We start from the raw sequence: 24,817 nt of genomic DNA on the forward strand, positions 1-24,817 counted from the left end.
CGCGTCAATCAGGGGCGATATTGGCGGGTGTGGCGTATGACGCTGGGCGTCCAGGTCCCTTTTTGCGCTCAGCGGCCTCGCGGCGTCGGTAGCTTTCGACATTCATCTCGAAGATGGTGGCGTGATGAACGAGCCGGTCGACCGCGGCGAGCGTCATAGCGGGGTCCGGGAAGATCTTCCCCCACTCGCCAAAGGGTTGGTTGGCTGTGATCAGCATGGAGCGCCGTTCGTAACGGGCGCTGATCAGCTCGAAGAGCACACTGGTCTCGGCCTGGTCCTTGGTGACGTATGCGAGATCATCGAGGATGAGCAGGTCGAACTTGTCGAGCTTGGCCAGCACGCTCTCGAGGACGAGGTCGCGGCGGGCCTGCTGCAGCTTCTGGACGAGATCTGTGGTGCGGGTGAACAGCACCCTGTAGCCGTTCTCGATGAGGGCGAGACCGATCGCCGAGGCGAGATGGCTCTTGCCGGTGCCGGGCGGGCCGAACAGGAGCAGGTTTGCGCCTTTCTCCAACCAGGTGTCGCCGGCGACGATGGCCATGACCTGAGCTTTGGAGACCATCGGCACGGCGTCGAACTCGAAGCTCTCGAGGGTCTTTCCGGGCAGAAGGCGGCCCTCTGTGAGGTGCCGCTCGATGCGGCGGCGATCGCGCTCGGCCAGTTCGTGCTCGGCGAGCACAGTGAGGAAGCGCGCGGCGGGCCAGCCCTCCTTGTCGGCCTGCTCGGCGAACTGTGGCCAGATCACCTTGCTGGCGGGCAGTCGCAGCTCGTTAAGGAGCAGGCTGAGCTTGGCGGGGTCAATCGAGGCGCTCTTCATGCTGCGTCTCCCAGGCTGGCGCCGATGAGCGCTTCGTAGGCCTGAAGCGGCGCCAGGCGGACGACTACGTTGGGTAGGCGCGCGGGATCGGGCGCGAAGCGGGCACGCAGCGCGGCCATGTCGGGGAGCCGGTGATTGTCGAGGCAGATGGACAGCTCCTCGGCCAGTTCGCTCTCGCAGCCGCGCTCGTGGGCGAGGCCAAGAAGCTCGACCATGATGCGGCAGGCCTGGCGCTCGGGCAGACGCTCGACGAGGAGATCGAAAGTCCGCCGGTAGGCCTCGCGCGGGAAGAGCCGATCGCGATAGACCAGATTGAGCAATGCCATCGGCTTCCTTCTGAGCGAATGGATGACGTGCCGGTAGTTGACGACCTGGTCATGCTTGCCGGACGGGGAAGCACGCCCGCGCGGCAGCGTCATGAGATGCGTGCCGCCGATGAAGACATCGAGCCGATCGTCGTAGAGGCGCACGCGCAAGCGATGGCCGATCAGGCGCGAGGGCACCGTATAGAAGACCTTGCGCAGCGTGAAGCCGCCTGAGGAAGTGACGCGCACGCTGAGTTCCTCATAGTCGGTGGTGCGCCGCTCAGGTAGCTCCCGAAGCTGGGCGCGCTCGGCATCGATGCGCTTGGCGTTGCGGGCATTGCGGCGGCCGACGATCTCGTCGACGAAGCGGCGATAGGAGGCGAGATCATCGAAGTCGACGGTGCCACGCAGCAACAGTGCATCCTCGATCGCCCGCTTGAGATGGCCGTGCGGCCCCTCGATCGAGCCGTTCTCGTGGGCGATGCCGGCATTGTTGCGTGACGGTGTCATGCCGTAATGGCTGCACAGCTCGTTATAGCGGCGGGTCAGGTCCTCGCGCGCGTCCTTGTCCAGGTTGCGGAAGGCGGCGGACAGGCTGTCCGAGCGGTGCTCGCGCGGCACCCCACCGAGGGACCAGAGTGCGTTCTGTAGGCCTTCCGCCAGCGCCACGAAGCTCTCGCCGCCGAGCACGACATGGGCGTGCTCGAAGCCGGAATAGGCGAGCCGGAAATGATAGAGTCGGTGGTCGAGCGGCTGACCGGCGATGGTGATGCCGAACGAGGCCACCTCGGTGAAGTCCGACAGACCGAGCCTGCCGGGTTCGTGCGCCTGGCGGAAGATGACCTCCTGCTCCTCACCGTGGATGGCACGCCAGCCTCGGATGCGCCGCTCCAGCGTCCGGCGCACGCCCTCGCCCAACTCGGAATGGCGCAGCATCATCTCCTCGAAAATGGCCACGGGCCGGATGCCGGGCGCTGCCCGCAGCAGCGGCACGACTTCAGAGTCGAAAATGTCGGCGATTGGATCGGGACGCCGTCGTGCGCGCGGCTCCTTCTTCTGCGAAGGTAGTACTGGATCCTTCTCGATGCGGTAGGCCGTTGCCACGCTGATCGACGCCTTCGCCGCGGCGACAGGCGTCGGATGGGTCTTCCTGAGCTTCATGTAGAGCCTTCTGTGGTTGCCGCCCGCAATGCAAGAAGTTTCTGACCCTTTGGCGTGTGATCGAGTGCGGTCTTCTGTCAGGCCTTCCTTTACGGCATTTTCAGAAGCCGCTGGCCGGTATGGTGATCCGCGGACCAGGTCCAATTCTCATCTCCGAGCACGTCGGCTCTTTGGCTCTAGCTGGTTTCCTGATCCAGATCTGTTCGATCGTTGCGCCCATTCGGGTCGTCGCCTTCTCACACCCCCTTCGCCAACGTCAGGCTATTTCGTGCTGCATGCAGTCATGCCGTCACTGCCTGCGCTGGGTTCCGATAATCCTCCTTCCGGGTGAGCATGGCCCAAATCGTCCGAGCCATCTTGTTCGCCAAGGCGATCGCCACAAGCATGCGCGGCTTCCTCGCCAGCATCTGCGCCAGCCAGGATCCGCTAGGGATCGACTTGCGCCCGAGCCAGTTCAGCCGCGACATCGCCCCAACGATGAGCAACTGGCGAATGTCCGCCTGTCCTTCCTTCGAAACGCGTCCGAGCCTTTCCTTTCCCCCTGAGGAATGTTGCCGTGGGACCAAGCCGAGCCAAGCCGCGAAGTCTCGGCCACGTCGAAAGGCCGCCATGTCGGGCGCGAAAGCCTCGATCGCGAGTGCGGTCAGCGGGCCGACCCCCGGCATTGTCTGCAGCCGCTGCGCCGTGACCGTCCGCGTCGCCAACTTCTTGAGCTGCTCTGCCTTGGCATCGATCCGCTCCGTCTTGTAGGCGATCTGATCAATGAGACTCCGACATTCCTCGCGGACCAGTTCTGGTAGATCGCTGTTCGGATCTTCGAGGATTGCGTCAATGCGTTTAAGTTGTTCGATTCCTTGCGGGATGATATGGCCGAATTCGTAGAGAACAGAACGCAGCGCATTCACCAGATCGGTGCGCTGATGAACAAGGCGCTTCCGAGCCCGAAAGAGCACTGCCCTGGCCTGCTGTTCTTCCGATTTCGGCTCGACGAAGCGCATCTCGGGGCGCTGTGCCGCGATCACGATTGCTTCGGCATCAGCCGCGTCGTTCTTTTGGCGTTTCACAAAAGGCTTCACATATTGCGGAGCGATCAGTTTCACTTCATGGCCGAGCTTGACCATCTCCCGTGCCCAATAGTGGGCGCTGCCACAGGCTTCCATCACCACCACTGCCGATGGGTGGCCCGCCATGAACTTCCGAAACTGAAGCCGCGACAGTTTCTTTCGAAATTTCAAGTGTCCCGCCATTGACGCCCCGTGGAGCTGAAACACATTCTTGGCTAGATCCACTCCGATCACCGTATCCATCAATTTGCCGTCCTCTTCGCTTCGGGGTTCAAACACTGCGTTCTTGGCACATTACGATGCCGTCTGGGGAGGGCGGCAACCATCCCATCTCAATTGATGGACGGTTATGTGGCGGCCGGGCACAAAAGTGATTCCTCCGAATCGGAAAAACCACCGGCATACCGGCCGACCGCGACCACCTGAGGCCTCGAAAAGGCCGCCGCCGCTGGACGGAAACTCCGGTCGGGCTACGCCCTCCCGACGTTCCCGTCCAGTGGCGGCATTCTCATCTGGATTGACGCTGCACTCTCACTTTGATCGCCGCGCCGCACTTATAGCGCGACAATCAGGATGAGAGCGCGTATTGCCTCATGTATTGATGCTCCCGGGTGCGATCGGTTGCCTCATTTATTTTGCTCCCGGCTTGGGTTGAGGAGGAGGCCGGGTGCGGAGATGGCCGGGGTTTCGGAGCGCCCGGCCTCCTCCGCTGGCGTCTGCCACATCATTGGGTTGTTGTGACCTCATGCCCCAGCAGCGTTTCCTCCGTAGGAACGAACAACAACGCGTTCGCTTGCTCGCTGCGCCAGGATTTAAGCCTACGCTGAAGCGTTCGAAGAAGCTTGTTCGGATAGGCTCCAGGATATTCCGCCTGCAACCGGAGAGCAGTTCGCTACCAGTCCGCCAAGGCTCGGCTTCAAACCATTTTCGCAAATCTAGCGTTGCCGGATGAGCGGGTCGGGACGCCGCCGGCCTCTTTTCGCTTTCACGATTGGCCGATCCGTCGGTCGCATAGCTCCGTCTTTCCAGGCGGTTCGTAGGCTTGCCAGGAAGAGATCGATCGGTTGCGATGCCGCAGCAGGATGGGCGATTGGCTGCGTATCAGCGAGCGCCGCGAGGCGTTCCTGCGCGCCGCGGATGTCGCGCAACAACGCGACCGGGTCGAGAGCGGCATAGATTTCTTGGAGATGGTGACGAATCGCATCGGGCGTGCGGGCGTCGGCGGCCAAGCGCTGGTGTGGCGTTGCCGGTGCGCTGTATGTCTTACGCACACGAGCACCGTCGCGCTGCTTGGCCATCAGTTTGAATGAGGGTTGGAAGAAGTTCACGAACAGCCGCGCCGATCGATAGAGTTCAGCCAGCAGCTTGGCCGCTTCCAGGCCCTCGAGCCGACGATAGCCGACCATCCTGCGCACGACGGCACCGTTCTTCTGCTCGACGAACGCCTGGTCGTTCTTCCGGTAGGGCCGGCAACGCGTGAAGACGATGTTGGCCGCATCGCAGTAGGCTTTCAGCGTCTCATTCATGAACACCGTATCATTGTCCGTATCGAGGCCGACCAGCGCAAAAGGCAATTGTTTGCGCAATTCCGTCAACACCGTGCTCAACAGTGTTTGTTCGCGCACGATCAGAGGAGCGCACTCCGTCCAGCCGGTAGCAATGTCGGTGAGCACGAGGGTCTGGATGAAGCTGCCGCGCGCCGATAGACCGCTATGCGCTACAAGGTCAGCCTCGACGAACCCCGGCGCCGGATCGTTCCAATCTGCCGACGTCCGTATTGGAATACTGCGACGCAACGAGTGCGTCGCGTGCCGTCGGCGCTTGCGACCTAATCCTTCTCGGACCCGTGCCAACGCGCGGTCGATCGTCGCAGCACTCATTGCCAAAAGTTTGTCGCGGATCTCGGGAGCAAGGTCGAGGTGGCCGTGCCGTTCCATCGCTTCAATCAGCGCAGGCATTAACGCCTTCAGCCGCTTCCCGCAGATCCGGTCTGACGCCTCCCAAAGCAGCAAGAGCGCGTTGTGTTCCGCCTCATTATAGATCCGACGTCGCGCCCGTCGGCCTGCGCTTACGTCTTCCTGGCCTCGAAGTAGACGCATCGCATGTTTGCGATGGAATCCGGTGATGTCGACGAACTCGCCTGGAAGCGGCCGAGCTGCTGGCCGCACTCTGTCGATCAGCGCGGCTGTTCGTAAACTTCTTCCAACCCTCGTTCAAACTGTTAGCCAAGCAGCGCGACAGTGCTCGTGTACGCAAGACATACAGCGCGCCGGCAACGCCTCACCAGCGCCTGGCAGCGGACGTCCGCACGCCTGAAGGGTCAGATCGCCGCGGAAAGCCTTGAGCCGGGTGCGATTGCAATCGATATCGCCCGCCGCCATGGCTGCCGGACACAGCAGGTACATGACTGGCGACGCCGGGCGCGTTCAACAACTGGTGCTGCCGGCTTCGGCAGATGCAATATCGTTCGTGCCTTTGGTGTCGGAATCGTCGCCACCGGCGGCTGCGGAGCCTCCGCCAGCATACACTTCGATACGCGGCGACAATGGTCCTCTTATGTCGTCCGAATGGTCTCCACTATGAGCACCCTTGCCGCCAATCCCAATTCGTGCGCGCTGCGCGACGTCGTCGATGCCGAGCAAATCCTCACTGCAATGCGTCGACTCATAAGTCAGCACCGCCACCTTTGCAGACGGGGGAGCTGGCGCAGCCGTTGCGAGCATCGATGCAGACGTCGCTAAGTGCTTGAGCGCCTGCGCTCGGCGTGCGAGAAATCGCTGTGATCCTACTCGAGTGGGCTAAATTTCCATTGTCGCACCCGCAATCCGCCGAATGAGCAAACTTCCGGTTTTTGACATCGTGGTCCTGTACCGGGGTCGTGGTCGAGTAACTCAGCCATTCGGCTTCGCCCTCACAGATCCGGGCGGGCAGACTTCCCGCACCCGGCTCTTCCCGAGCGTAACCCGCGTCATATGCGCGCCTGCGCCCTCGAGTGATGCGTGGAACGGAAAGACGGAAGCGAGCCGTCAGGGTCTCGAACTCCGGCCATCTCTTGCGCGAGATGATCGGCTTTGCTGCCCAGCGGCTGATGGAGCTGGAAGTCGAAGGCCAGGTCGGTGCAGCCTACGGCGAGAAGAACCCCGAGCGTCTGGCCCAGCGCAACGGTGAGCTTCGACCGGACCTGGGAGACCTGGCCGGCACGGTCGAGCTTCGCATCCCAAGCTGCGCAAGGGCTCCTACTTCCCGGGTTTCCTGGAGCCGCGCCGGATGGCCGAGAAGGCGCTCACCGCCGTGGTCTGTCGATTCCGAGGTCATCGCGCGCACCGTACCGATTTGATGGCGCGCGGAGTTCCGAAATGATCGCGCGCTTCGTTGCGGTCATGGGCGCATCCAGCTTGTCATTCCCGCTAGCGACGTGGACCGAGCAGCTCGGCGACTGGATCGCGGGAAACGACGCGGCCTACAGCTTTTTTGGTGACGCGACGCAACTGCTGGTGCCCACAACGCCAAGATCGCGGTGATCGAGGCCTGCCTCTGTGACCCCATAGTCGACCGCAGCTACAGCGATATGGCGCAGCATTCCGGCACGGCCGCCTCGCCCGAGAGATAAGGCAAAGGTCGAGGCCTGCGGTGGGAATCATCGAGCGTTGGCTGCTGCGGCGGTTGCGCAACCGAACTTTTTACAGCCTGGCCGAACTCAACCGCGCGATCGCCTAGTGGCTGGGCAAGCTCAATGACGAACGGGTACTGCGTCAGTATGGCCGCATACGGCGCCAGCTTTCGAGGAAATTGATGCGCCAATTCTCAAACCGCTTCCGGGCCAGCCGTGGGTCCATGCCGAATGGCGGGTCGGGCTCGACTATCACGTCGAGATCGAACAACACCATATTCGGTGCCCTATCGCTTCGCCCGCCGCTGAGTTAGACTAGAAGCGCGGATCAGCGCACGAACGATTGAACCCTCCTTGGAGGCGAGCGTGCATATGCGTGGCAGTGGCAACGGGCGGCACACGACGATCAGCGCCACATGCCCTCCAGCCACCGGCGCTATGCGAGTGGACGCCGGCAAAGATCTGCAGGGAGGGAGGCCGGTCCGGCCCGATACTGCGCTAGTCGACCGGATCATCGAGGACCTGAAGCGAAAGATCTTAACCATGCCCGCCAACAGTTATACTGGCTGACTCGTTCTGCTCGCTACGAATTCATGAGAATCTCCGCAGCCAGCTCGCCGAGCGCCACGTCAGTCGTGGGCCGTAGCGGAGCGCTTTTGGTACAGCCAGCATACCCTGAGCGGAAAGCAGCGGATCGATGTAGGCTAGCGCACCTCCTATTGCGACATCCCGCACGATGAGGGTAAACGAGGTCACCGCGTAGATGCCCTCGCACGCGACGACCGTTCCAATGGCGTCCCGGATTTCCGCGCCTCATGTGCTCGGCTGTCCACAATACCGGCCGATGCCTCGCCTTGCGTGAAAGCCTGGAGCTGGGGTACGGAGCTGCGACGTGTCGCAATGATATTGTCATTTGCAGCCGCAATTATTTTGAAGGCCGGCGCCATATTTGCCCAAAGACCCACCATTTCCTTCGGCAGAGGCGCGAACGAGCAGCGCTGGAGCGGCCGATCGACTGGAGAGCATTCAGGGAGCAGGGCGCAGGCCTCGGATAGAGGATGACCAAAGAGCTGAGAAGCTGACGGCTCCGGGGCCGTGATGGTAGTCCCGATCGACAGGCGCGCCGTTAGCTTGTTTTGGTTGTGCAGGGCCTCTTCCGAGGCCCTGCGATCCGGCGCCCGCCAGGATCAGATGCTCTCAGATTGTGCGCATCGGACGACAACCTTGCAGCATTGCTGCGCGATAGCCACGCTAGTCGCTGCTCCCCGCCTACCCGACCTGCTACATTGACTCAAGCGTCAACTGGAAGGCCGCGAAGATGAAGAGGACTACAAACACAAGCGCAAACAATCTGCTTTCCAGTTCCGAAAAGGACGTGGTGATCGAAATGCGGCATGCTATGCATCGCGAGCCGGAGCTTTCCAACAACGAGTGGAAAACTCAACAGCGGATCCGCGAAACGCTTGAACGGTTTGGGCTGTTCGATGCGAAGACCTTTCACAAAACCGGCCTTTACGTCGACATCCACGGTTTAGCCTCCGGGCCGCAGCGCTCCGTCGCCATACGGGGCGACATCGATGCCTTGCCGATCCAGGAAACCCGGGACGACTTGTCCTATCAGTCCCGGGTCCCAGGTCATATGCATGCGTGCGGTCATGACCTGCATGCGTCGATCGCTATGGGTACCGCACTTGCGTTTCATCGGATGCGAGAGAGCTTTTCTGGCAAGCTTCGCGTGTTTTTCCAGCCCGCCGAGGAGGCGGAGCCACTCGGCGGACGATCAGTGGCTGAGCAGGGCCTGCTTAGCGGCTTCCACGCTGCTGTTGGGTTCCACGTCAAAACTGATTTGCCCGCGGGGATGTTCGGCGCACGCCCAGGCGCTGTGACACAATCCGCCGATCAGTTCGCGATCACACTTATCGGGACCATGGCCCACGGCGCGAGGCCGCATGCGGGCGTGGATGCAATTGCGATGGCCGGGGCATTCATCAATGAGGTCCAAAAGGTCGTGTCGCGGGAAATGCCCTTCGATGACGGGGCGATCGTCACAATCGGGACGATTGCAGGTGGCGAAGCCACAAATATCATTTGCCCGTCAGTTACGATGACCGGAACTATCAGAACAAGCCGTTGTGAGCGGAGAGAGCTCCTGGTTCAGCGCGTGCGAGAAATAGCTGAAGGGGTCGCGACGATGCACCGCGGGAAAGCGGAGTTCTCCCACAAATTCGGTGAACCGCCGGTCATTAACAACGACGTGATGGTTGACAGGTTTCGGCGGCTGGTGGTCGAGACCGTGGGCAAAGACAAGTTTTCCGACCTGAAGTCGTCGAGCGCAGGCGGCGGCAGCGACGATTTCGGATTCTACTCCGCGTGCGTGCCCTCGATCTACTTCTGGTTTGGCAGCAAGGAGCAAGGCAACGAGTCCGGCGTGCACACGCCAACTTTCGGAGCCTCGGACGATCTGCTCGTTCCGACAGCTGAGCTCGCGATCAGGTACTGCTTGGAGATGCTGAATTCGTAGCGGCGCCGATGTACGATCCCGCCACAAATGACACGAAAAGATCCGCCGGCCCGCCCTCGATCCACGCGAGAGAACGACCCACTCTTTCCAGAAGGAGTTTGCACATGGCAATGCCTAAGGCTTCGCAAGCATTCGCCCGCGGCGGGTATCTGCGGAGATTATCCGCCGTCAAGTCGGAGATAGAGCGGCGAAGGTCGAAGCGGTGGTCACGGCTCCGGCTAACATCATATATCTCTCCGGATACACTTCGAGGTCGGGCTATGTTCCGCGGGGGCTGGTCGTGACTTTAACGGATGAGTAGCCGACCTTCCTGACGCGCAGAATGGTCTGGCCGGCGGCGATCCATCAGATGTTTGTCGATCGCAGTCGTGTCACTGGTTATTCGGAGGCGCTCATCGCTACCCCGAACGGGAGGAGACCATCGACTTCATCTTGGACGATGGCGTCGGCCGCAAATGGACCGGTCTGGAAGAACGGCTCTTGCCCGCTGACAGTTAAGAAGTTCAAATCTCGCTCGACAGGCGCGAACATCGTCTACTGCACTAACGCCGTGACCCGGATCCGCGGCGTGAAATCGGACTCGGAATTCGCGATGATGCGGGAAGCTACCGCTATTTCCGACGCCGGCATGCTCAAAGCGAGAGACGTTATCCGCTCAGGCGCGCGCGAGGCCAATGAATCCGCCGAGGTCATTGCAACATTGGTGCGCAGCGCTAACGGCAAGCCCAGCACGGATTTTGCGGGCCTCTTCTTTGCGCTGCGCACGCATCTCCACGTGTCACATTCGCTGGACCGAAGACGTCTTCCAGACGGGCTCGCAGAGCAATTTCGAGTTCAGCGGCGGGCGTCATGGCTAGACCTCTCCGCTGATGCGCACGATGTCGCGATCGGTAAGCCGTCGGATCACATACGCCGGTTGCATGAAGGGAACGTTGCCAGGTTGGAAGCTGCACTTGCCGCCGCCAAACCCGGCAGGACCTGCAGCGACGTCGCCATAGCTTTCAACTCCAACTTGAAAACGCGATGGCTTGGTGAAGGAGTCTCGGTGCGGCTACGCCGTCGCGATAGATTGGACGGAACCTACAGCTAGCTTGAAGGACGGCGATAACACGGTCCTCAAGCCGAATACGACATTTCACCTCATGCTTGAAAACTGGATCGATGAAGACGTGGTTATGTGATCAGCGAAACCTTCCGCATACCGACGTTGCAGGTGAACCATTCACGAAGTTGCCGCGCGAGCTATTCGAACTCTGACGCGCAATCCGCTGCGGCCTCAGCGATTCCAGGCCTGCCGCTAGTGCGTTAAGGTCTCTCAAAGGAGAACAATGGGCCACTCTCGCTCGCAGCACTCGCCTTCTTGCACGAGGACACCGGTTTTCAACACTAGGCGTCCGCAGATAGGTGGCCCGGTCGCGGTGCTGATTGCGCCGAGCCGTAGTCCATCGCAATATCCCGGGCTCGCGCCTGCGCTCGTCATCACCAAGACCGAAGGTGGACGCGATCGTCACAATCGGAAAGGCCGCTTTCGAGCGATCATTGACAGCCGCTCCATGATGCTCACAATCTCTGAGCGTATCGTTGCCATTCGATCGGCGAGCCCTGGCGGCATGCGCGCGTTGCTGGGCAACTGTTCCGCCATAAATATCCGCCGGGATTCATGCAGCTTTTGCGTGGAGCGGGACAGAGGGGATGTTTCGCCCAGAGCCCCGTGGAGGAACCGAAGGCCGTTAAATACGTGAAAATCGCTGTGCGAAACTTCCTTTGGATCGATGTGTCGGCTGCCACTGTGCCGATTGCGGCGCCAGGAATAGCAAACCATCACCATCTCGCGCACTCTGCTGGAATTGTGCGCAAGAACGCCGAGGTTGCTGAATTTCTGCGTCGTTCGCCGGTCCCTTCTCAATTTCACCGCGTGGTTCCGATTAGAAGTGGTTCAGCAAAAGCGGAGATTGCAAGATGCAAGTCGGTGTTCCCAAGGAAATCAAAACACACGAATATCGCGTGGGCCTGACCCCTGGAGCTGTCCGGGAATATGTGGCTGCCGGCCACCAAGTATTGGTGGAGGCCAATGCCGGCGCTGGCATCGGGGCAAGCGACGAGGAATACCGGAAGGCCGGTGCAACAATCGCCGCGGCTGCTCGGGAGGTGTTTGCATCGAGCGAGATGGTAGTCAAGGTCAAGGAGCCGCAGCCGTCCGAATGGGTCCAGCTCCGAGAGAATCAGATCCTCTTCACCTATCTGCATCTGGCGCCCGATCCGGAGCAGGCAAAAGGACTGCTGAAATCGGGTTGCACAGCGATCGCCTATGAAACCGTCACCGACTCGAACGGGGGCTTGCCGTTGCTTGCGCCAATGAGCGAAGTCGCGGGCCGGCTCACGATCGAGGCTGCCGGCGCGGCCCTAAAACGGTACAGCGGCGGGCGGGGGTTATTGATCGGCGGCGTGCCTGGCGTTCAGCCCGCTCGTATCGTTGTCATCGGTGGCGGTGTCGTCGGTACGCATGCCGCCCGAATGGCAGCCGGTTTGGGTGCGGAAGTCACCGTCATCGACCGTTCGATCAACCGCCTTCGCGAACTGGACGAGCTATTCGAGGGCCGCGTCCGCACCAGGTACTCGACCATCGACAGCGTTGAAGAGGAAGTCTCTGCCGCAGACGTCGTTATTGGCGCCGTGCTCGTCCCAGGAGCCAGTGCACCGAAGCTGGTGTCGCGCAAGATGCTGAGCTCGATGAAGCAAGGCTCTGTGGTCGTTGACGTCGCGATCGATCAAGGCGGTTGCTTTGAGACGTCGCGTGCCACCACCCATGCTGATCCAACCTACGAAGTCGACGGCGTGATCCACTATTGCGTTGCCAACATGCCCGGTGCAGTCCCGCTTACCTCAAGTCAGGCCCTCAACAACGCAACTTTGCCTTTTGGCTTGGCTTTGGCAAACAAGGGCTTTGCGGCCGTGCTTGAAAATCCGCACTTGCGCGCTGGCCTGAACGTCTATCGGGGCCGGTTGACCTACAAGGCAGTGGCAGAGAGTCTCGGCCTACCATTTTCACCGATCGAACAGGCTGCGGCCTGATCTCCCAGGCCCCCTAGGGGCGTTTCCTCCCTAACTTGAAGGGGCCACCCTTGGAGTGGCCCCTCCTTTTTTTGCTTTCAAGCACCATTCTGGCACGTAATTCGACCAAGCCCACTGGGGCGAGTTCGTTAGGCCTGTTTTGGGTTGAAGAGGATTGTGAGAAGTCAGAATTGTCAGAGCTTTCGGTATGGTTCTCATTCTTTCACGAGTGCTCAAAACAGCTGGACCGTCGGGACGTCGCGATCAAAGATCGCTTATCTGTCCGGTGGCATTTCGATTGGAACTGCAAACCCCGATTTTACGCGGTCCATGATGACCATGGTTTTGAACCCCTTAATATCGGGGTTCTCGTAAAAGAAGCGTCTGGTGAAAAGCTCGTAGTCCTCCATCGTGCGAGCCGTTATGTACAGAACGAAGTCTGCATCGCCCGTGACATAGAAGCCATTTACGACTTCACTCGACGTTTTGATGGCCTTCTTGAATTTGTCGATGATATCGGAGCGCTCCCGCTCGAGATTCACGAGGACAAGCATCTGAATCGGCCTTCCCACTGCTCTTGCCGAGACGATGGACACATCCGACTCAATGATTCCTTCCGAACGGAGCCTCTTCAACCTTCTCTGACACGCCGTGGGGGAAAGCCCCGCCATTTCGCCAATGACCTCGGACGTGAGGCGATTGTTTTTTTGCACGATCTCCAGGATGCGTGCATCTATCCGATCGTAACGCATAGCGGTTGTCTCCAGCCCTAAGCTGCGTTTCGTCGCAAGGCATCAATGCTTTGCAGGAATTCATCCCGCGCACCGAAAATGCGACGCAAATCTGTTTGCGTCACTAGTATCCTGATTACTCCAGCAATTTCAATAAGTGACGGCGCGGGAGTTTCAAAATGGGTGTTCAAGGCTTTCGGCACAGACGCCCGGAGTGGGGTGGCCTCGCTATGCGGCACCTTCGAACTCTCAGACGACGAGACTTTTTAGCGGGGGCAGCGTTCATCGACGGCAAGTGGACGGACGGCGGGCAGAAGGACGCGGTTGTCGACCCCGCGACGGGGGAGGAAATCGCGGAAGCTGCCCGTTGCTCGGCGGCCGACATGGAGCTGGCAATCGGAGCAGCAGAGAAGTCGTTTGTTGCATGGAGGCGTCTGCTGCCCACCGAGCGAGGAGTGATCCTCAAATCTTGGGCGTCCCTGATCCGCGGCCATTCAGAGGATCTCGCCGTTCTTATGACCAGCGAGCAAGGAAAGCCTCTGGCGGAGGCACGCTACGAGATCACATATGGCGCGGGCTTTCTGGAATGGTTTGCCGCTGAAGGCGAGCGCACCTATGGCGAGACCATTCCGAGTCACAAAGCGGGAAGCCTGCTTCATGTGCGAATGCAGCCAATCGGTGTTGCGGCGGCGATCACGCCATGGAATTTTCCAATCGCGATGATCACGAGAAAGGCGGGAGCTGCTCTTGCCGCGGGCTGCCCGATCGTCGTGAAGCCGGCTCCCGAGACGCCATTGTCGGCCCTTGCCCTGGCTAGGTTGGCCGAAGAAGCTGGTATTCCGCGTGGCGTATTTCAGGTGCTTGTCGGTGATTCAATCGAGCTTTCGAAACCACTGTTGCGCGATACGAGGGTGCGAGCTCTTTCGTTTACTGGTTCTACCGAAGTTGGGCGCCTGCTTCTGGCAGAGGCGGCACAAACCGTGAAGAAAGTGTCGCTTGAGCTGGGGGGCCACGCTCCGTGCATCATCTTTGACGACGTCGATGTCGACAAGGCGGTTAAGGGAGCGATGGACGCAAAGTTCACCACTTCGGGCCAGGACTGTCTCGCCGCCAATCGCATCTACGTGCATAGAAAGATCTACCGCGCCTTCGTCGAGGCGTTTGCCACCCCTATTTCTCAGCTCAGAGTCGGGCACGGCCTGGAAACGACAACTGATATAGGGCCGATGACAAAGCTGTCGGTTGCCAACAAATGCAGGGCCCACATCGACGACGCCGCAAAAAAGGGGGCGCGGGTGTTTTGCGCCGACAAGGGCGCAAGTTTGGGTGCAAACTTCGTTCCTCCGACGTTGCTCAGCGATGTCACCGACCACATGCTGATCACGCATGAAGAAACCTTCGGGCCGGTTGCTGCCGTGCTCCCGTTCGATTCTGAGGCGGAGGTTGTATCCAGGGCGAACGCCAGCGAAATGGGGCTGGCTGGATACATCTACACAAACAACCTTCGCCGGGCGCTCCGCCTTTCTGAGCAGATCGAGTGCGGCATGCTCGGAATCAATACAGCTTCCTTTACTGGACCGCCCATTCCGTTCGGAGGCTGGAAGCAGTCCGGACTCGGACGAGAAGGGTCGAAGCACGGTTTAGCAGAGTACATGGAACACAAATACGTCTGTTTCGGCGATTTGGCGGCATAGGAGAACTATATGATTGATATCAAGACCATCGCTGAGCGAGATCGTTCCAGTGTTCTGCATCCCTTCACGCAGCTGAAGGATTTCGCGAGCGGCAAGCTTGGCGATCCCACAATCGTCACAGGTGGTAAAGGGATATCCATTCGGGATGCGGAGGGCCGAACATACATCGATGGCTTTGCCGGTCTCTACTGTGTCAATATCGGCTATGGGCGTACCGAAGTTGCCGAGGCCATCGCAAGGCAGGCCTATCAGCTCGCATATTACCACACGTACGCTGCTCACACGACCGAAGAGCTCGCAAAGCTTTCGCATCGCCTCGTGCAAATGGCACCGGGAAACGCCAGCAAAGTCTTCTACGGACTTTCCGGATCGGATGCCAACGAAACTCAGGCCAAGCTCGTCTGGTATTACAACAATCTGCGTGGTCAGCCGAAGAAGAAGAAGATCATCTCTCGCGAGCGCGGTTATCACGGGTGCTCGGTCATTTCTGGATCAATGACGGGAATGTCGTTCTATCACGATCAAATGGACCTTCCGTTTCCGGGTATTCTGCACACAGGCACTCCCCACCATTATTGGGGCGCTGAGCACGGGGAATCGGAGGAGGCCTTTTCTCGTCGGCGTGCGGCCGAACTCGAAGAGCTAATTGTGCGGGAGGGCGCGGAAACGGTCGGCGCGTTTATTGCCGAGCCTGTCCTTGGTACCGGAGGCATCACACCGCCGCCCAGCGGGTATTGGCGGGAGATTCAGGCCGTACTCAGGCGGTATGACGTTCTTCTCATCGCCGATGAGGTGATCTGTGGATTCGGGCGAACCGGGGCCGACTTTGGCAGTACTCTATACGGGATGGAGCCGGATCTCGTAACGGTCGCCAAGGGGCTCACCTCGGGCTACATGCCGCTCTCGGCAGCCATCGTGGGGGAGAAGGTTTACTCTGTTATGGAGGGGGCCGCCGATCGCGTTGGCGCATTCTCACACGGTTACACCTACTCGGGTCATCCGATCGCTGCCGCCGCCGCCAACGCAGTGCTCGATATCGTTGAAAAGGAGCAGCTCAGCAATCGCGCCAGGGTGGTCGGCGCGCACTTTCAAAAGCGGCTTAAGGAAAGGTTCGCTCAATTGGAGATCGCTGGCGAAGTTCGCGGCGTCGGCTTGCTCGGCGCTATCGAGTTTGTCGCGGACCGTCACACGAAGCGACGGTTCGACGCCCAGCTCAAAGTCGGCGCCCGCATCTCGAAGGCTGCTCGCGAGCGGGGACTTATTGCTCGGGCAATGCCGCATGGCGATATTCTGGGTTTTGCTCCGCCTCTTGTCGTCTCGGAAGGCGAGATTGATGAGATTGTCGAGCTTGCCTATCAGGCAACCAGGCAAGTCATTGACGAACTCGCCAGGGAGCCCGCAAGCGTTTAGAAACTCCGCATTCCACGCCCGGCACGTGTCGCACATCGGGCGCGCTTCATGAGTGAAGGTCATCCTCACCGTGAGGCGACCCGATCCGTTCTGAGCTAACTCAAGTAGCACCGGGCCGCCGCGGCAAATGCCCAGTTACACGGACTTTGTCAATCCTAGGAACTACGTCCGAATGGGGCAGGTCGCGCGCCCTAACGACCCAATGGTGGTGCGGAAGGTGCTGGCAAACGCGAGCGGAGAGATCTTCTCGCCCTTCGACTGGGCGCAAGCCATTTATCGCACCTCTGGCGGCGGTGGCCCTTCAGTTCATCTGAAGAAGGAGAGCAGGTGACTCTGTGGTATTCCTCCGTTGCGGGCCGTCTTGTTTGACGGACGCGAACGCTGCAGGTCCTACGGGTAATCCTGGGAGAAGCACTATGCCGATTTCGAGGGGCGGAGGTGATCACATCGGCCGAGCGGCGGCGCCGGTGGTCGCAGGATGAGAAGGAACGGCTTGTTGCAGCACTGGGCGAGGATGTGACCGAGACGTTGGGAGATCCCGCGCCGGTTCAAGGTCATCGAGACCGTGCGAGAGAAGTTCACTTGCCGCGATTGCGAGAAGATCAGCCAGCCGCCGGCACCGTTCCATGCCACGCCGCGCGGCTTCATCGGTCCGCAATTGCTGGCGACGATCCTGTTCGACAGTGGGGTCGAGGACTGGCGCGCCGCTTAACCAGTTTTCCCGGTCATGCACGTTTCCAGCCCCCGCCACATCGCACGCAGCATGCAGATTTCCCGCACTACGCGCTCCCATTTGCTTCATGACAAGGCTTATGGACCTATCATGTTGGAGCAGCTTTTACTTCGGCGGCACTCGCCCGGTAGCCGTTGAACAGCTTCAAGGTGTCGTACAGCCACGAGTTACTCCACTGCTTCCAGCCGAAGCCCTTTTGTTTCCGTGCCTTCGCCAGATGGCGTCTGACCTTCCTCTCTACCCAGTCTCTGATGTAGGGAAGCATTTACTGGAATCGCCTATCCGGAAGTAGTTTACCCATCCTCGGAGCTTTGGATTGATCAGGCTTATCACCCGACTAATCGGTTGCGACCGATAGCTGCCAAACACTTCCTTGAGCCCCCGCAGAAGCGCCGTCCGCTTTTTGAGCTTGGGCGTGTAATACGGCCGCATCACTCCGCGCAGACTGCGGAGATAGCGGAAGTCGATTCCCAGGAAGCCGAAGCTCTCGCCTCGGGCCAGGTCAACTATGCGACTCTTCTCATCATTCACCTCAACCTGTAACTTGGCGAACTCCTCCCGCAAGCGCTTGTTTATAGCGCCGAGCAGCCAGTCATGTCGCTGGTGGGCATAGATCAAGACAACCATATCGTCAGCAAAACGTGCATATTCGATATTGGTGTACTTGCCGCGACGTGTAACTTCACGTGCTCGCTCCAGCATCTTGTCCACCTCATTGAGGTAGAGGTTACTGAGCAAGGGTGAAAATTACGCCGCCTTGCGGAACGCCTTTCTTGCCAGAAGCTTTCAGCACAAGCCGCAGAAGATGCATGACGTCCCCATCATCAACCCGCAGGGCTACCTTCTCCAGAATCCGATCATGCCGGACGTTGTCGAAGTAGGCCCGCAAATCAAGATCGAGAACCCGCGTCTTCCGCTCAGCTATTGCTTTAGCAACTCGCTTGATCGCTTCATGTGTTGTCCGCTTGGGAACGATCCCGGTTGGAAATCCGCCTCGAATACAGGTTCGAGTATGAGCTTGAGCGCCCCTGTACCTCTCTGTCGCGGATAGCCGGAATCGACAGAACGCGGACCTTGGAGCCCCCGTCCTTCGGTATTTCCCGCTTCCTTGATGGAAGTGGCTTATAAGTGCGCTCGATCAGTTCGTCTCGTAATTGCTCGAGCAGAGACTCCACGCCTCGCGCTTCGATGGCTTCGAACGTCACCCCGTTATAGCGCGACAATCAGGATGAGAGCGCGCATTGCCTCGCCTTAATTGTTACCGGATGCTGAGCCGTTGCCTCACGTAAATTGCTCCCCTGGATCGGGAACAAGCGGGGGCGCAGATGGGGTGGCTGAGCATGGCAACGCGGAAGGAACTGACGGCGGCGGCGGGCGCGCGCTATCGGCGTTCGGATCGTGCGAAGAAGGCGCGGATATTAGACGAGTTCGTCGACATCACCGGATTCCATCGCAAACATGCGATGCGTCTACTTCGAGGCCAGGAAGACGTAAGCGCAGGCCGACGGGCGCGACGTCGGATCTATAATGAGGCGGAACACAACGCGCTCTTGCTGCTTTGGGAGGCGTCAGACCGGATCTGCGGGAAGCGGCTGAAGGCGTTAATGCCTGCGCTGATTGAAGCGATGGAACGGCACGGCCACCTCGACCTTGCTCCCGAGATCCGCGACAAACTTTTGGCAATGAGTGCTGCGACGATCGACCGCGCGTTGGCACGGGTCCGAGAAGGATTAGGTCGCAAGCGCCGACGGCACGCGACGCACTCGTTGCGTCGCAGTATTCCAATACGGACGTCGGCAGATTGGAACGATCCGGCGCCGGGGTTCGTCGAGGCTGACCTTGTAGCGCATAGCGGTCTATCGGCGCGCGGCAGCTTCATCCAGACCCTCGTGCTCACCGACATTGCTACCGGCTGGACGGAGTGCGCTCCTCTGATCGTGCGCGAACAAACACTGTTGAGCACGGTGTTGACGGAATTGCGCAAACAATTGCCTTTTGCGCTGTCGGCCTCGATACGGACAATGATACGGTGTTCATGAATGAGACGCTGAAAGCCTACTGCGATGCGGCCAACATCGTCTTCACGCGTTGCCGGCCCTACCGGAAGAACGACCAGGCGTTCGTCGAGCAGAAGAACGGTGCCGTCGTGCGCAGGATGGTCGGCTATCGTCGGCTCGAGGGCCTGGAAGCGGCCAAGCTGCTGGCTGAACTCTATCGATCGGCGCGGCTGTTCGTGAACTTCTTCCAACCCTCATTCAAACTGATGGCCAAGCAGCGCGACGGTGCTCGTGTGCGTAAGACATACAGCGCACCGGCAACGCCACACCAGCGCTTGGCCGCCGACGCCCGCACGCCCGATGCGATTCGTCACCATCTCCAAGAAATCTATGCCGCTCTCGACCCGGTCGCGTTGTTGCGCGACATCCGCGGCGCGCAGGAACGCCTCGCGGCGCTCGCTGATACGCAGCCAATCGCCCATCCTGCTGCGGCATCGCAACCGATCGATCTCTTCCTGGCAAGCCTACGAACCGCCTGGAAAGACGGAGCTATGCGACCGACGGATCGGCCAATCGTGAAAGCGAAAAGAGGCCGGCGGCGTCCCGACCCGCTCATCCGGGCAACGCTAGATTTGCGAAAATGGTTTGAAGCCGAGCCTTGGCGGACTGGTAGCGAACTGCTCTCCGGTTGCAGGCGGAATATCCTGGAGCCTATCCGAACAAGCTTCTTCGAACGCTTCAGCGTAGGCTTAAATCCTGGCGCAGCGAGCAAGCGAACGCGTTGTTGTTCGTTCCTACGGAGGAAACGCTGCTGGGGCATGAGGTCACAACAACCCAATGATGTGGCAGACGCCAGCGGAGGAGGCCGGGCGCTCCGAAACCCCGGCCATCTCCGCACCCGGCCTCCTCCTCAACCCAAGCCGGGAGCAAAATAAATGAGGCAACCGATCGCACTCGGGAGCATCGATAGGTGAGGCAATACGGAGTCTCACCCTGATCGCCGCCGCGCACCCCGTCTATTCCCGGTGCGCCGTCGTTTTCTTTCGCCATCTCATACGCTGCGCGCAGGGTCTCCATCTTGCACACGTGGACGTATAGACCCCAGAAACGCCAGGACGGTTCAGCCTTCGCCTTGACGTATAGTCTCCGCCTCAGGTCTTGCAAATCGATGGACGCCTTTATCATCTCGTCCTTGCCTTCCTTACGTTAGAGACATCACAAATGGCAGGGACCCTTTGCTCCACGGGAGTTACTCCGCTTCATCGCTACTCCAGTCCCGGCCGCCACCTTCTCATCTTCGGTCGATTTCCCGGGATCTCCGGTTATACGACCTACCTTCTTCCGGCGATTTCTCTCCGGGATGAAGGCTTCTCCAGTTGCTCGGCATGTCCTTGTCACCGTGCTGTCGCTTTCACCCCGCCGAAATGACCCGTCGTGTCAGTTAGCATTCGATGGATCATGCTGCCTTCGCCCCTAAACTGCAGGCTCGACTTTCGGTTTTCAGCATTTTCGAGGCCACAACGCGTTCTCTTTTGATACGGCCCGATGACTCGTGGTCTCCCCAAGGGAGTTTTGTCGATAGGCTTCAAAGGTTCTATTTCTATCTCCTCTGCTACCCACACTACGGGGAGCTAACTTTTTCCCCGGCAGGACTTACTCCTGCTGAACATGCCAGCCTTCGCTGGACGCACAGTTCGGCATGCATATCCCGCTCAACCAAGTGCGAGAGGATCGACCTGCCATTGTCGACGCTCGCTGACCAGGTCGGCCACGGAACCTTCGCCATCATGCCGCTCTTCCAGCTGATCGAGCGTCATGTACTCGCAGTCGAGCGCCTTCATGGCGACGACACCACCATCCGCGTCCTGGCGAAGGGCAAGTGCACGACCCGCCGGAGCTGGAGTTATGGGCGGGATGACCGGCCCTTCGGTGGGCCGGCGCCGCCGGCTGCGGTCTATTACGCCTCACCCGACCGGCGAGGCCAGCATCCCCAGAGGCATCTGGCCGCCTTCGCCGGCATCCTGCAAGCCGATTGCTATAGCGGCTTCGAGCCGTTGTTCGACCCGCAAAGGAAAGCGATGCCGATCACGCCGGCATTCTGCTTCGCGCATGCGCGGCGGGGCTTCTTCGAGTTGGCCGATATCGAGAAGAACGCCAGGGTAGGCAGCAAGGGTAAACCAGCTCCCCGATCGCGCTAAGCCGCTGCTCGACGACATGCACGCCTGGCTGCTGCGCGAGCGAGAAACCCTCTCGCGCTCCTCCGAGGTCCTGAAGCCCACGAATTACATGCCAGGCGCTGAGCCGACTTTGCCCGCTTCCTCGACGATGGCAGGATCTGCCTCAGCAACAACGCCGCCAAAAGAGCGTTGCGCGGCATCGCCTTGGGAAGGCGCAATTGGACCTTCGCCGGCAGCCTGCGCGGCGCCGAACGCGCCGCCATCATGCTGACGATGATCACCACCTGTCGTCTTAACGATGTCGATCCCAAAGCCCGGCTCTCCGACGTCCTCGCCCGGATCGCCGATCTTCCCGCTTCGCGTCTGCGCGAACTGCTGCCTGGGAATGGAAGCTCCCGCGCCAAGCCGACTAACTGTAACCGGCATGAGCTCCCACGACCGCAGTGATCAGTGAGCGCGGGCGTAGCGGATCGGCATCCAGTATTGCCGCAAGGCTTCGACCGCCGTGGGAATATCGGCGTGGGCGTTACGCAGAAGTTTCTTGGTCTCGCGGCCGCTTCGTGGCGGTCCAAGCAGCGGTCGGCCCTGATCGTCGCGACAGTGCAGCAGGATAGGTAGAAGTAGGCCGTGATTGACGTTGCCGATGTCCAGCAACGGTGCCCACGCCAATAGCTTGAGCCGCATCGCGGCGTAGAAGCCTTGGCACCATGGTCGCGGATCGACGTCTCCACTGGGTTTACGCCGGTGCATCGGCGCGAACCTGTCGGGTGCGGTCGAGAGGGTGTTGCTGATGTCGTTGTGACGCAGGACGACAGCCGATATGGCTGCAAACTCCGGGGTGCCGCCGTGGTTGAAGGCATCGGCATCGATGGCGAGCAGCGGGCAGATCCAGTCGAGTGGGCTCATCGACACCGGTCCGGCCACGATTGCGGCGACGTAGCCGTCGAGCATGGGGAGATTGGTGGCGTCAGGATGCTGATCGACCCTAGCCTGCAGCCATCGCTCGAGCTCCTCGAGTGGCATCTCGGCTGCGTCATTGACGACGCTGCTTTATGACGACCGGGCTCATGCCGCGGCCTGTGCGGTGCGCTGGCGCGCCGCCTTCCAGTGCCAGGCGAGCAGTTCGCGCAGTTGATGGCTCTTGGTTCCACCGGAGACAATGCGCTCCAGCACGTCGGTCAGATAGGCTTGCGGATCGAGCTCATGGAGCTTTGCGGTGTTCATGAGCGACGCGAGGATGGCCCAGCTCTCGGCACCGCCTTCGCTCCCGCTGAACAAGGAGTTGCGTCTTCCCATGGCAATCGGGCGCATGGAACGCTCGACCGTGTTGGAATCGACCTCGACGCGGCCATCGCTGAGAAGCAGCGTCAGTCCGTCCCAGTGATTGAGCGCATAGTTGATCGCCTCTGTCAGCTTCGATTGGGAAAACAGCTCATCTCAATCAGTAGCGCATTGAGCGCCACCATCAACGGGGCGCTCCTGGTGCGGCGGGCGGCCAGCCGCTGCTCCGCACTGCTGCCGCGGATCTCTGCCTCGATCGCATAGACCGCCTGCAGCCGTTCAATCACGTCGCGCGCGAATGGCGACTGCGTGGACTTGTACACCTCGACGAATTTGCGTCGAGCATGGACGAGACAAAAGGCGAGCTGGATCGCGCCGCCATGACGGCGGGCCACGGCCTTGTAGGCGGCATAACCGTCCACCTGCAGAACGCCGCAAAAGCCCGTCAACTGTCCGGCGATCTCCTCGGTGCCGCGGCCGTCGGCGAATACGTAGGTAACCGCCGGCGGCGAGGGGCCACCCCATGGCCGGTGATCCATAGCATGCGCCCAGAACTGGCAGATGCGGGGACGATGTCGTCCTGGATCAAGCACCGGCATCGGCGTCTCGTCGCAGAACACGCGCGGCGCAGCCTGAATGATCCGCAGCTACAGCTCATAAAGGCTCCTGAGCCACAAGGCGGTACGTTTGACCCAACCGCGAGTGTCGCGCGGTCAAGATGGATGCCGTGGCCGGCCAGGATCTGAACTTACCGGTACAGCGGCAAATACCAGGCGAACTTCGAGACCACCATATGGCTCACGAGGGCCGTCGAGGCCATACCGCCCTCAATCAGGCGCGGCAGCACTTTGGCTGGACCGCGCCATCGGTGCAGCCGCGGCAGCCGTATTTGGGACGGATCGTGCGCAGCACGCGCAGGAGCGCCGGGATCACGTTCAACACCTCGCTGACGTCCTCGCCGATCTTGTGAGGCTGGCCCTGGCAGCACGGGCAGGCCGTCACCTCCGGCTCCAGGACCTGCTCACAGCGCGGCAGATGCTTGGGCAACGCGCCGATGTTGCGGCGCGCCTTCTTACGTAGCTTATCGGACGGCTTCACCGCAGGTGCATCGTCGTTGGCAGCTGCAGGCGGCGTGACACTGGTCTCAAGATCGTCAAGCTCAAGCGCAAGCTGTTCGGCCACGAGCGTGGCAAGGCGTTCCGAGCGCTTCCCGAAGATCATCTCCTTGAGCGTCTGCACCGCAACACGCAGCTTCTCGTTCTGGCGTCGAGCGCGAGCACCATCTCCGTTAGAGCGGCTGGATCAGTCGGAAACGTCCCGGGGCGTATCGCCATAAATGGACCATACCTCCGCGCGCGCAGGCTCCAGCGAAATCCTCTCCTCTCAGCCGACAATTGCCGGCTGCTTCACGAGCTTGGCCGAGACGCGCGTCCACTCGAGTCCGTCGAGCAGCATTGCGAGCTGTGTCGCACTGAGATGCACCACGCCTTCGCGGATCAGCGACCAGGTGAAGTGCCCCTGGTGCAACCACTTCGTCACCAGCACCATGCCGCTGCCGTCCCACGCCAGAAGCTTCACTCTGTCCGTGCGTTTGCTGCGGAACACGAAGACGTCACCACAATACGGATTCGCACGCAGCGCTTCGCTCACCAGTGCCGACAGTGTATGCACCGACTTGCGGAAATCGACCGGCTGTGTCGCCAGCACCACCTTGAGGTCAGAGCGTAGCGCAATCACCGGATACCCCGAAGCGCCGCCAGCACGGTCGACAGCGTCGCCAGCTCAACGCCCGGCTCGACCCGGATGCGCGCCCCGTTCACCTCGATCTCGACAACTCCGCAAACCTTGGCCGGCGGCGCGGCGATCTCCAAAGGCCTCGTCTGTAGCCCGGAAATACGTTCATGCTCGCCCGCTGTCCCGCGATCGATCCCCGGACCAATTGGGATTGGCACGAAGTTCGGTGCCTTGCCCCCCACCGCCGCCGCAACTTGGCGGCGCCACACCGTAAGCAGCCCGCGCGAAACGCCATTGCGCCGCGCAACCTCGGAGATGTTCGCACCCTCCTCAAAGCTCTCTGCCACGATCCGGGCCTTCTCCTCGCTAGTCCACCGACGCCGTCGGCGCTCCCCGGTGATCACTGAGCGTGCTGCCGGTTTGATGGACACCCCGTTAAGCTAATCCCACCTTGCGCTCCATCTCGACCGAGCTGATATAGCCGATGGCCGAGTGTCCGCGGTGTTCGTTGTACAACAACGTTTGAGAACG

At 60.4% G+C, this 24,817-nt stretch carries 14 protein-coding genes and 8 pseudogenes; 12 read left to right on the forward strand and 10 right to left on the reverse strand.

Translation table 11 applies throughout. From position 1 onward, the window contains the following. Positions 1 to 4 precede the first annotated feature (4 nt). The 4 genes and pseudogenes from istB to X268_RS37200 form a co-directional block, all read right to left on the reverse strand. Positions 5 to 817, reverse strand: coding sequence for an IS21-like element helper ATPase IstB (istB, locus tag X268_RS37185; protein ID WP_128929849.1), 813 nt, complete (start codon positions 815 to 817; stop codon positions 5 to 7). Then, positions 814 to 2,283 carry an IS21 family transposase gene (istA, locus tag X268_RS37190; protein WP_128929850.1) on the reverse strand — a complete coding sequence of 490 codons (1,470 nt, stop codon included), beginning with the start codon at positions 2,281 to 2,283 and terminating at the stop codon, positions 814 to 816. Before istA ends, istB begins: the two co-directional genes overlap by 4 nt. A gap of 281 nt (positions 2,284 to 2,564) precedes the next feature. Then, positions 2,565 to 3,590, reverse strand: coding sequence for an IS110 family RNA-guided transposase (locus X268_RS37195; protein ID WP_164934317.1), 1,026 nt, complete (start codon positions 3,588 to 3,590; stop codon positions 2,565 to 2,567). A 481-nt stretch (positions 3,591 to 4,071) separates the two neighbouring features. Further along, positions 4,072 to 5,527, reverse strand: a pseudogene (locus tag X268_RS37200) (ISNCY family transposase). Here X268_RS37200 and X268_RS37205 point away from each other — a divergent pair. The 7 genes and pseudogenes from X268_RS37205 to ald form a co-directional block, all read left to right on the forward strand. Continuing rightward, positions 5,488 to 5,664, forward strand: a pseudogene (locus X268_RS37205) (ISNCY family transposase); the annotation flags it as partial. The pseudogenes X268_RS37200 and X268_RS37205 sit on opposite strands and share 40 nt — an antisense overlap. Next, on the forward strand, positions 5,594 to 6,088 hold the full coding sequence (locus tag X268_RS40990) for a transposase (RefSeq protein ID WP_206733559.1): 495 nt from the start codon (positions 5,594 to 5,596) through the stop codon (positions 6,086 to 6,088). The pseudogene X268_RS37205 and the gene X268_RS40990, both read left to right, overlap by 71 nt. A 254-nt stretch (positions 6,089 to 6,342) precedes the next feature. Next, positions 6,343 to 6,644, forward strand: a pseudogene (locus X268_RS37215) (transposase); the annotation flags it as partial. Positions 6,645 to 6,715: 71 nt separating this feature from the next. Further along, positions 6,716 to 7,444 (forward strand): annotated as a pseudogene (locus tag X268_RS40380) (Mu transposase domain-containing protein); the annotation flags it as partial. Between the two features lie 831 nt (positions 7,445 to 8,275). Beyond that, the gene (locus X268_RS37220) at positions 8,276 to 9,478 is read left to right on the forward strand and encodes a M20 family metallopeptidase (protein WP_128929852.1); all 1,203 of its coding nucleotides are present in this window, start codon (positions 8,276 to 8,278) and stop codon (positions 9,476 to 9,478) included. A 322-nt stretch (positions 9,479 to 9,800) separates the two neighbouring features. Then, the gene (locus tag X268_RS37225; RefSeq protein WP_232995624.1) at positions 9,801 to 10,568 is read left to right on the forward strand and encodes a M24 family metallopeptidase; all 768 of its coding nucleotides are present in this window, start codon (positions 9,801 to 9,803) and stop codon (positions 10,566 to 10,568) included. Between the two features lie 869 nt (positions 10,569 to 11,437). Then, positions 11,438 to 12,550: an alanine dehydrogenase gene (ald, locus tag X268_RS37230; protein WP_128929853.1), complete on the forward strand. Its 1,113-nt coding sequence runs from the start codon at positions 11,438 to 11,440 to the stop codon at positions 12,548 to 12,550. 254 nt (positions 12,551 to 12,804) lie between these two features. Here ald and X268_RS37235 read toward each other — a convergent pair whose 3' ends face one another. Continuing rightward, the gene (locus tag X268_RS37235; protein ID WP_128929854.1) at positions 12,805 to 13,281 is read right to left on the reverse strand and encodes an Lrp/AsnC family transcriptional regulator; all 477 of its coding nucleotides are present in this window, start codon (positions 13,279 to 13,281) and stop codon (positions 12,805 to 12,807) included. Between the two features lie 158 nt (positions 13,282 to 13,439). On the opposite strand from X268_RS37235, the gene X268_RS37240 reads away from it, so the two are divergent. From X268_RS37240 to X268_RS39775, 3 genes and pseudogenes are all read left to right on the forward strand, one after another. Next, positions 13,440 to 14,954 carry an NAD-dependent succinate-semialdehyde dehydrogenase gene (locus X268_RS37240; RefSeq protein WP_128929855.1) on the forward strand — a complete coding sequence of 505 codons (1,515 nt, stop codon included), beginning with the start codon at positions 13,440 to 13,442 and terminating at the stop codon, positions 14,952 to 14,954. A 9-nt stretch (positions 14,955 to 14,963) separates the two neighbouring features. Beyond that, on the forward strand, positions 14,964 to 16,364 hold the full coding sequence (locus X268_RS37245) for an aminotransferase (RefSeq protein WP_128929856.1): 1,401 nt from the start codon (positions 14,964 to 14,966) through the stop codon (positions 16,362 to 16,364). A 495-nt stretch (positions 16,365 to 16,859) separates the two neighbouring features. Further along, positions 16,860 to 17,046, forward strand: a pseudogene (locus X268_RS39775) (IS66 family transposase zinc-finger binding domain-containing protein); the annotation flags it as partial. A gap of 288 nt (positions 17,047 to 17,334) precedes the next feature. On the opposite strand, the gene X268_RS40385 reads toward X268_RS39775, so the two are convergent. Beyond that, on the reverse strand, positions 17,335 to 17,799 hold the full coding sequence (locus tag X268_RS40385) for a group II intron maturase-specific domain-containing protein (protein ID WP_232995625.1): 465 nt from the start codon (positions 17,797 to 17,799) through the stop codon (positions 17,335 to 17,337). 623 nt (positions 17,800 to 18,422) lie between these two features. Here X268_RS40385 and X268_RS37255 point away from each other — a divergent pair. Then, positions 18,423 to 19,935: pseudogene (locus X268_RS37255) on the forward strand (ISNCY family transposase). Positions 19,936 to 20,818: 883 nt separating this feature from the next. After that, a pseudogene (locus X268_RS37265) lies at positions 20,819 to 21,684 on the forward strand (IS66 family transposase); the annotation flags it as partial. A 34-nt stretch (positions 21,685 to 21,718) separates the two neighbouring features. Here the strand turns inward: X268_RS37265 and X268_RS37270 are convergent. The 4 genes and pseudogenes from X268_RS37270 to X268_RS40995 all read right to left on the reverse strand — a co-directional run bounded on the left by X268_RS37270 (position 21,719) and on the right by X268_RS40995 (position 24,633). Next, positions 21,719 to 22,294 carry a YecA/YgfB family protein gene (locus tag X268_RS37270; protein WP_128929787.1) on the reverse strand — a complete coding sequence of 192 codons (576 nt, stop codon included), beginning with the start codon at positions 22,292 to 22,294 and terminating at the stop codon, positions 21,719 to 21,721. Positions 22,295 to 22,336: 42 nt separating this feature from the next. Further along, positions 22,337 to 23,886: pseudogene (gene tnpC / locus X268_RS37275) on the reverse strand (IS66 family transposase). A 49-nt stretch (positions 23,887 to 23,935) separates the two neighbouring features. Further along, on the reverse strand, positions 23,936 to 24,289 hold the full coding sequence (gene tnpB, locus X268_RS37280; protein WP_128929788.1) for an IS66 family insertion sequence element accessory protein TnpB: 354 nt from the start codon (positions 24,287 to 24,289) through the stop codon (positions 23,936 to 23,938). After that, positions 24,286 to 24,633: a transposase gene (locus tag X268_RS40995; protein ID WP_430648436.1), complete on the reverse strand. Its 348-nt coding sequence runs from the start codon at positions 24,631 to 24,633 to the stop codon at positions 24,286 to 24,288. Before X268_RS40995 ends, tnpB begins: the two co-directional genes overlap by 4 nt. Positions 24,634 to 24,817 lie beyond the last annotated feature (184 nt).

Origin of the sequence: Bradyrhizobium guangxiense (assembly GCF_004114915.1) — a bacterium.
Lineage (GTDB): Bacteria > Pseudomonadota > Alphaproteobacteria > Rhizobiales > Xanthobacteraceae > Bradyrhizobium > Bradyrhizobium guangxiense.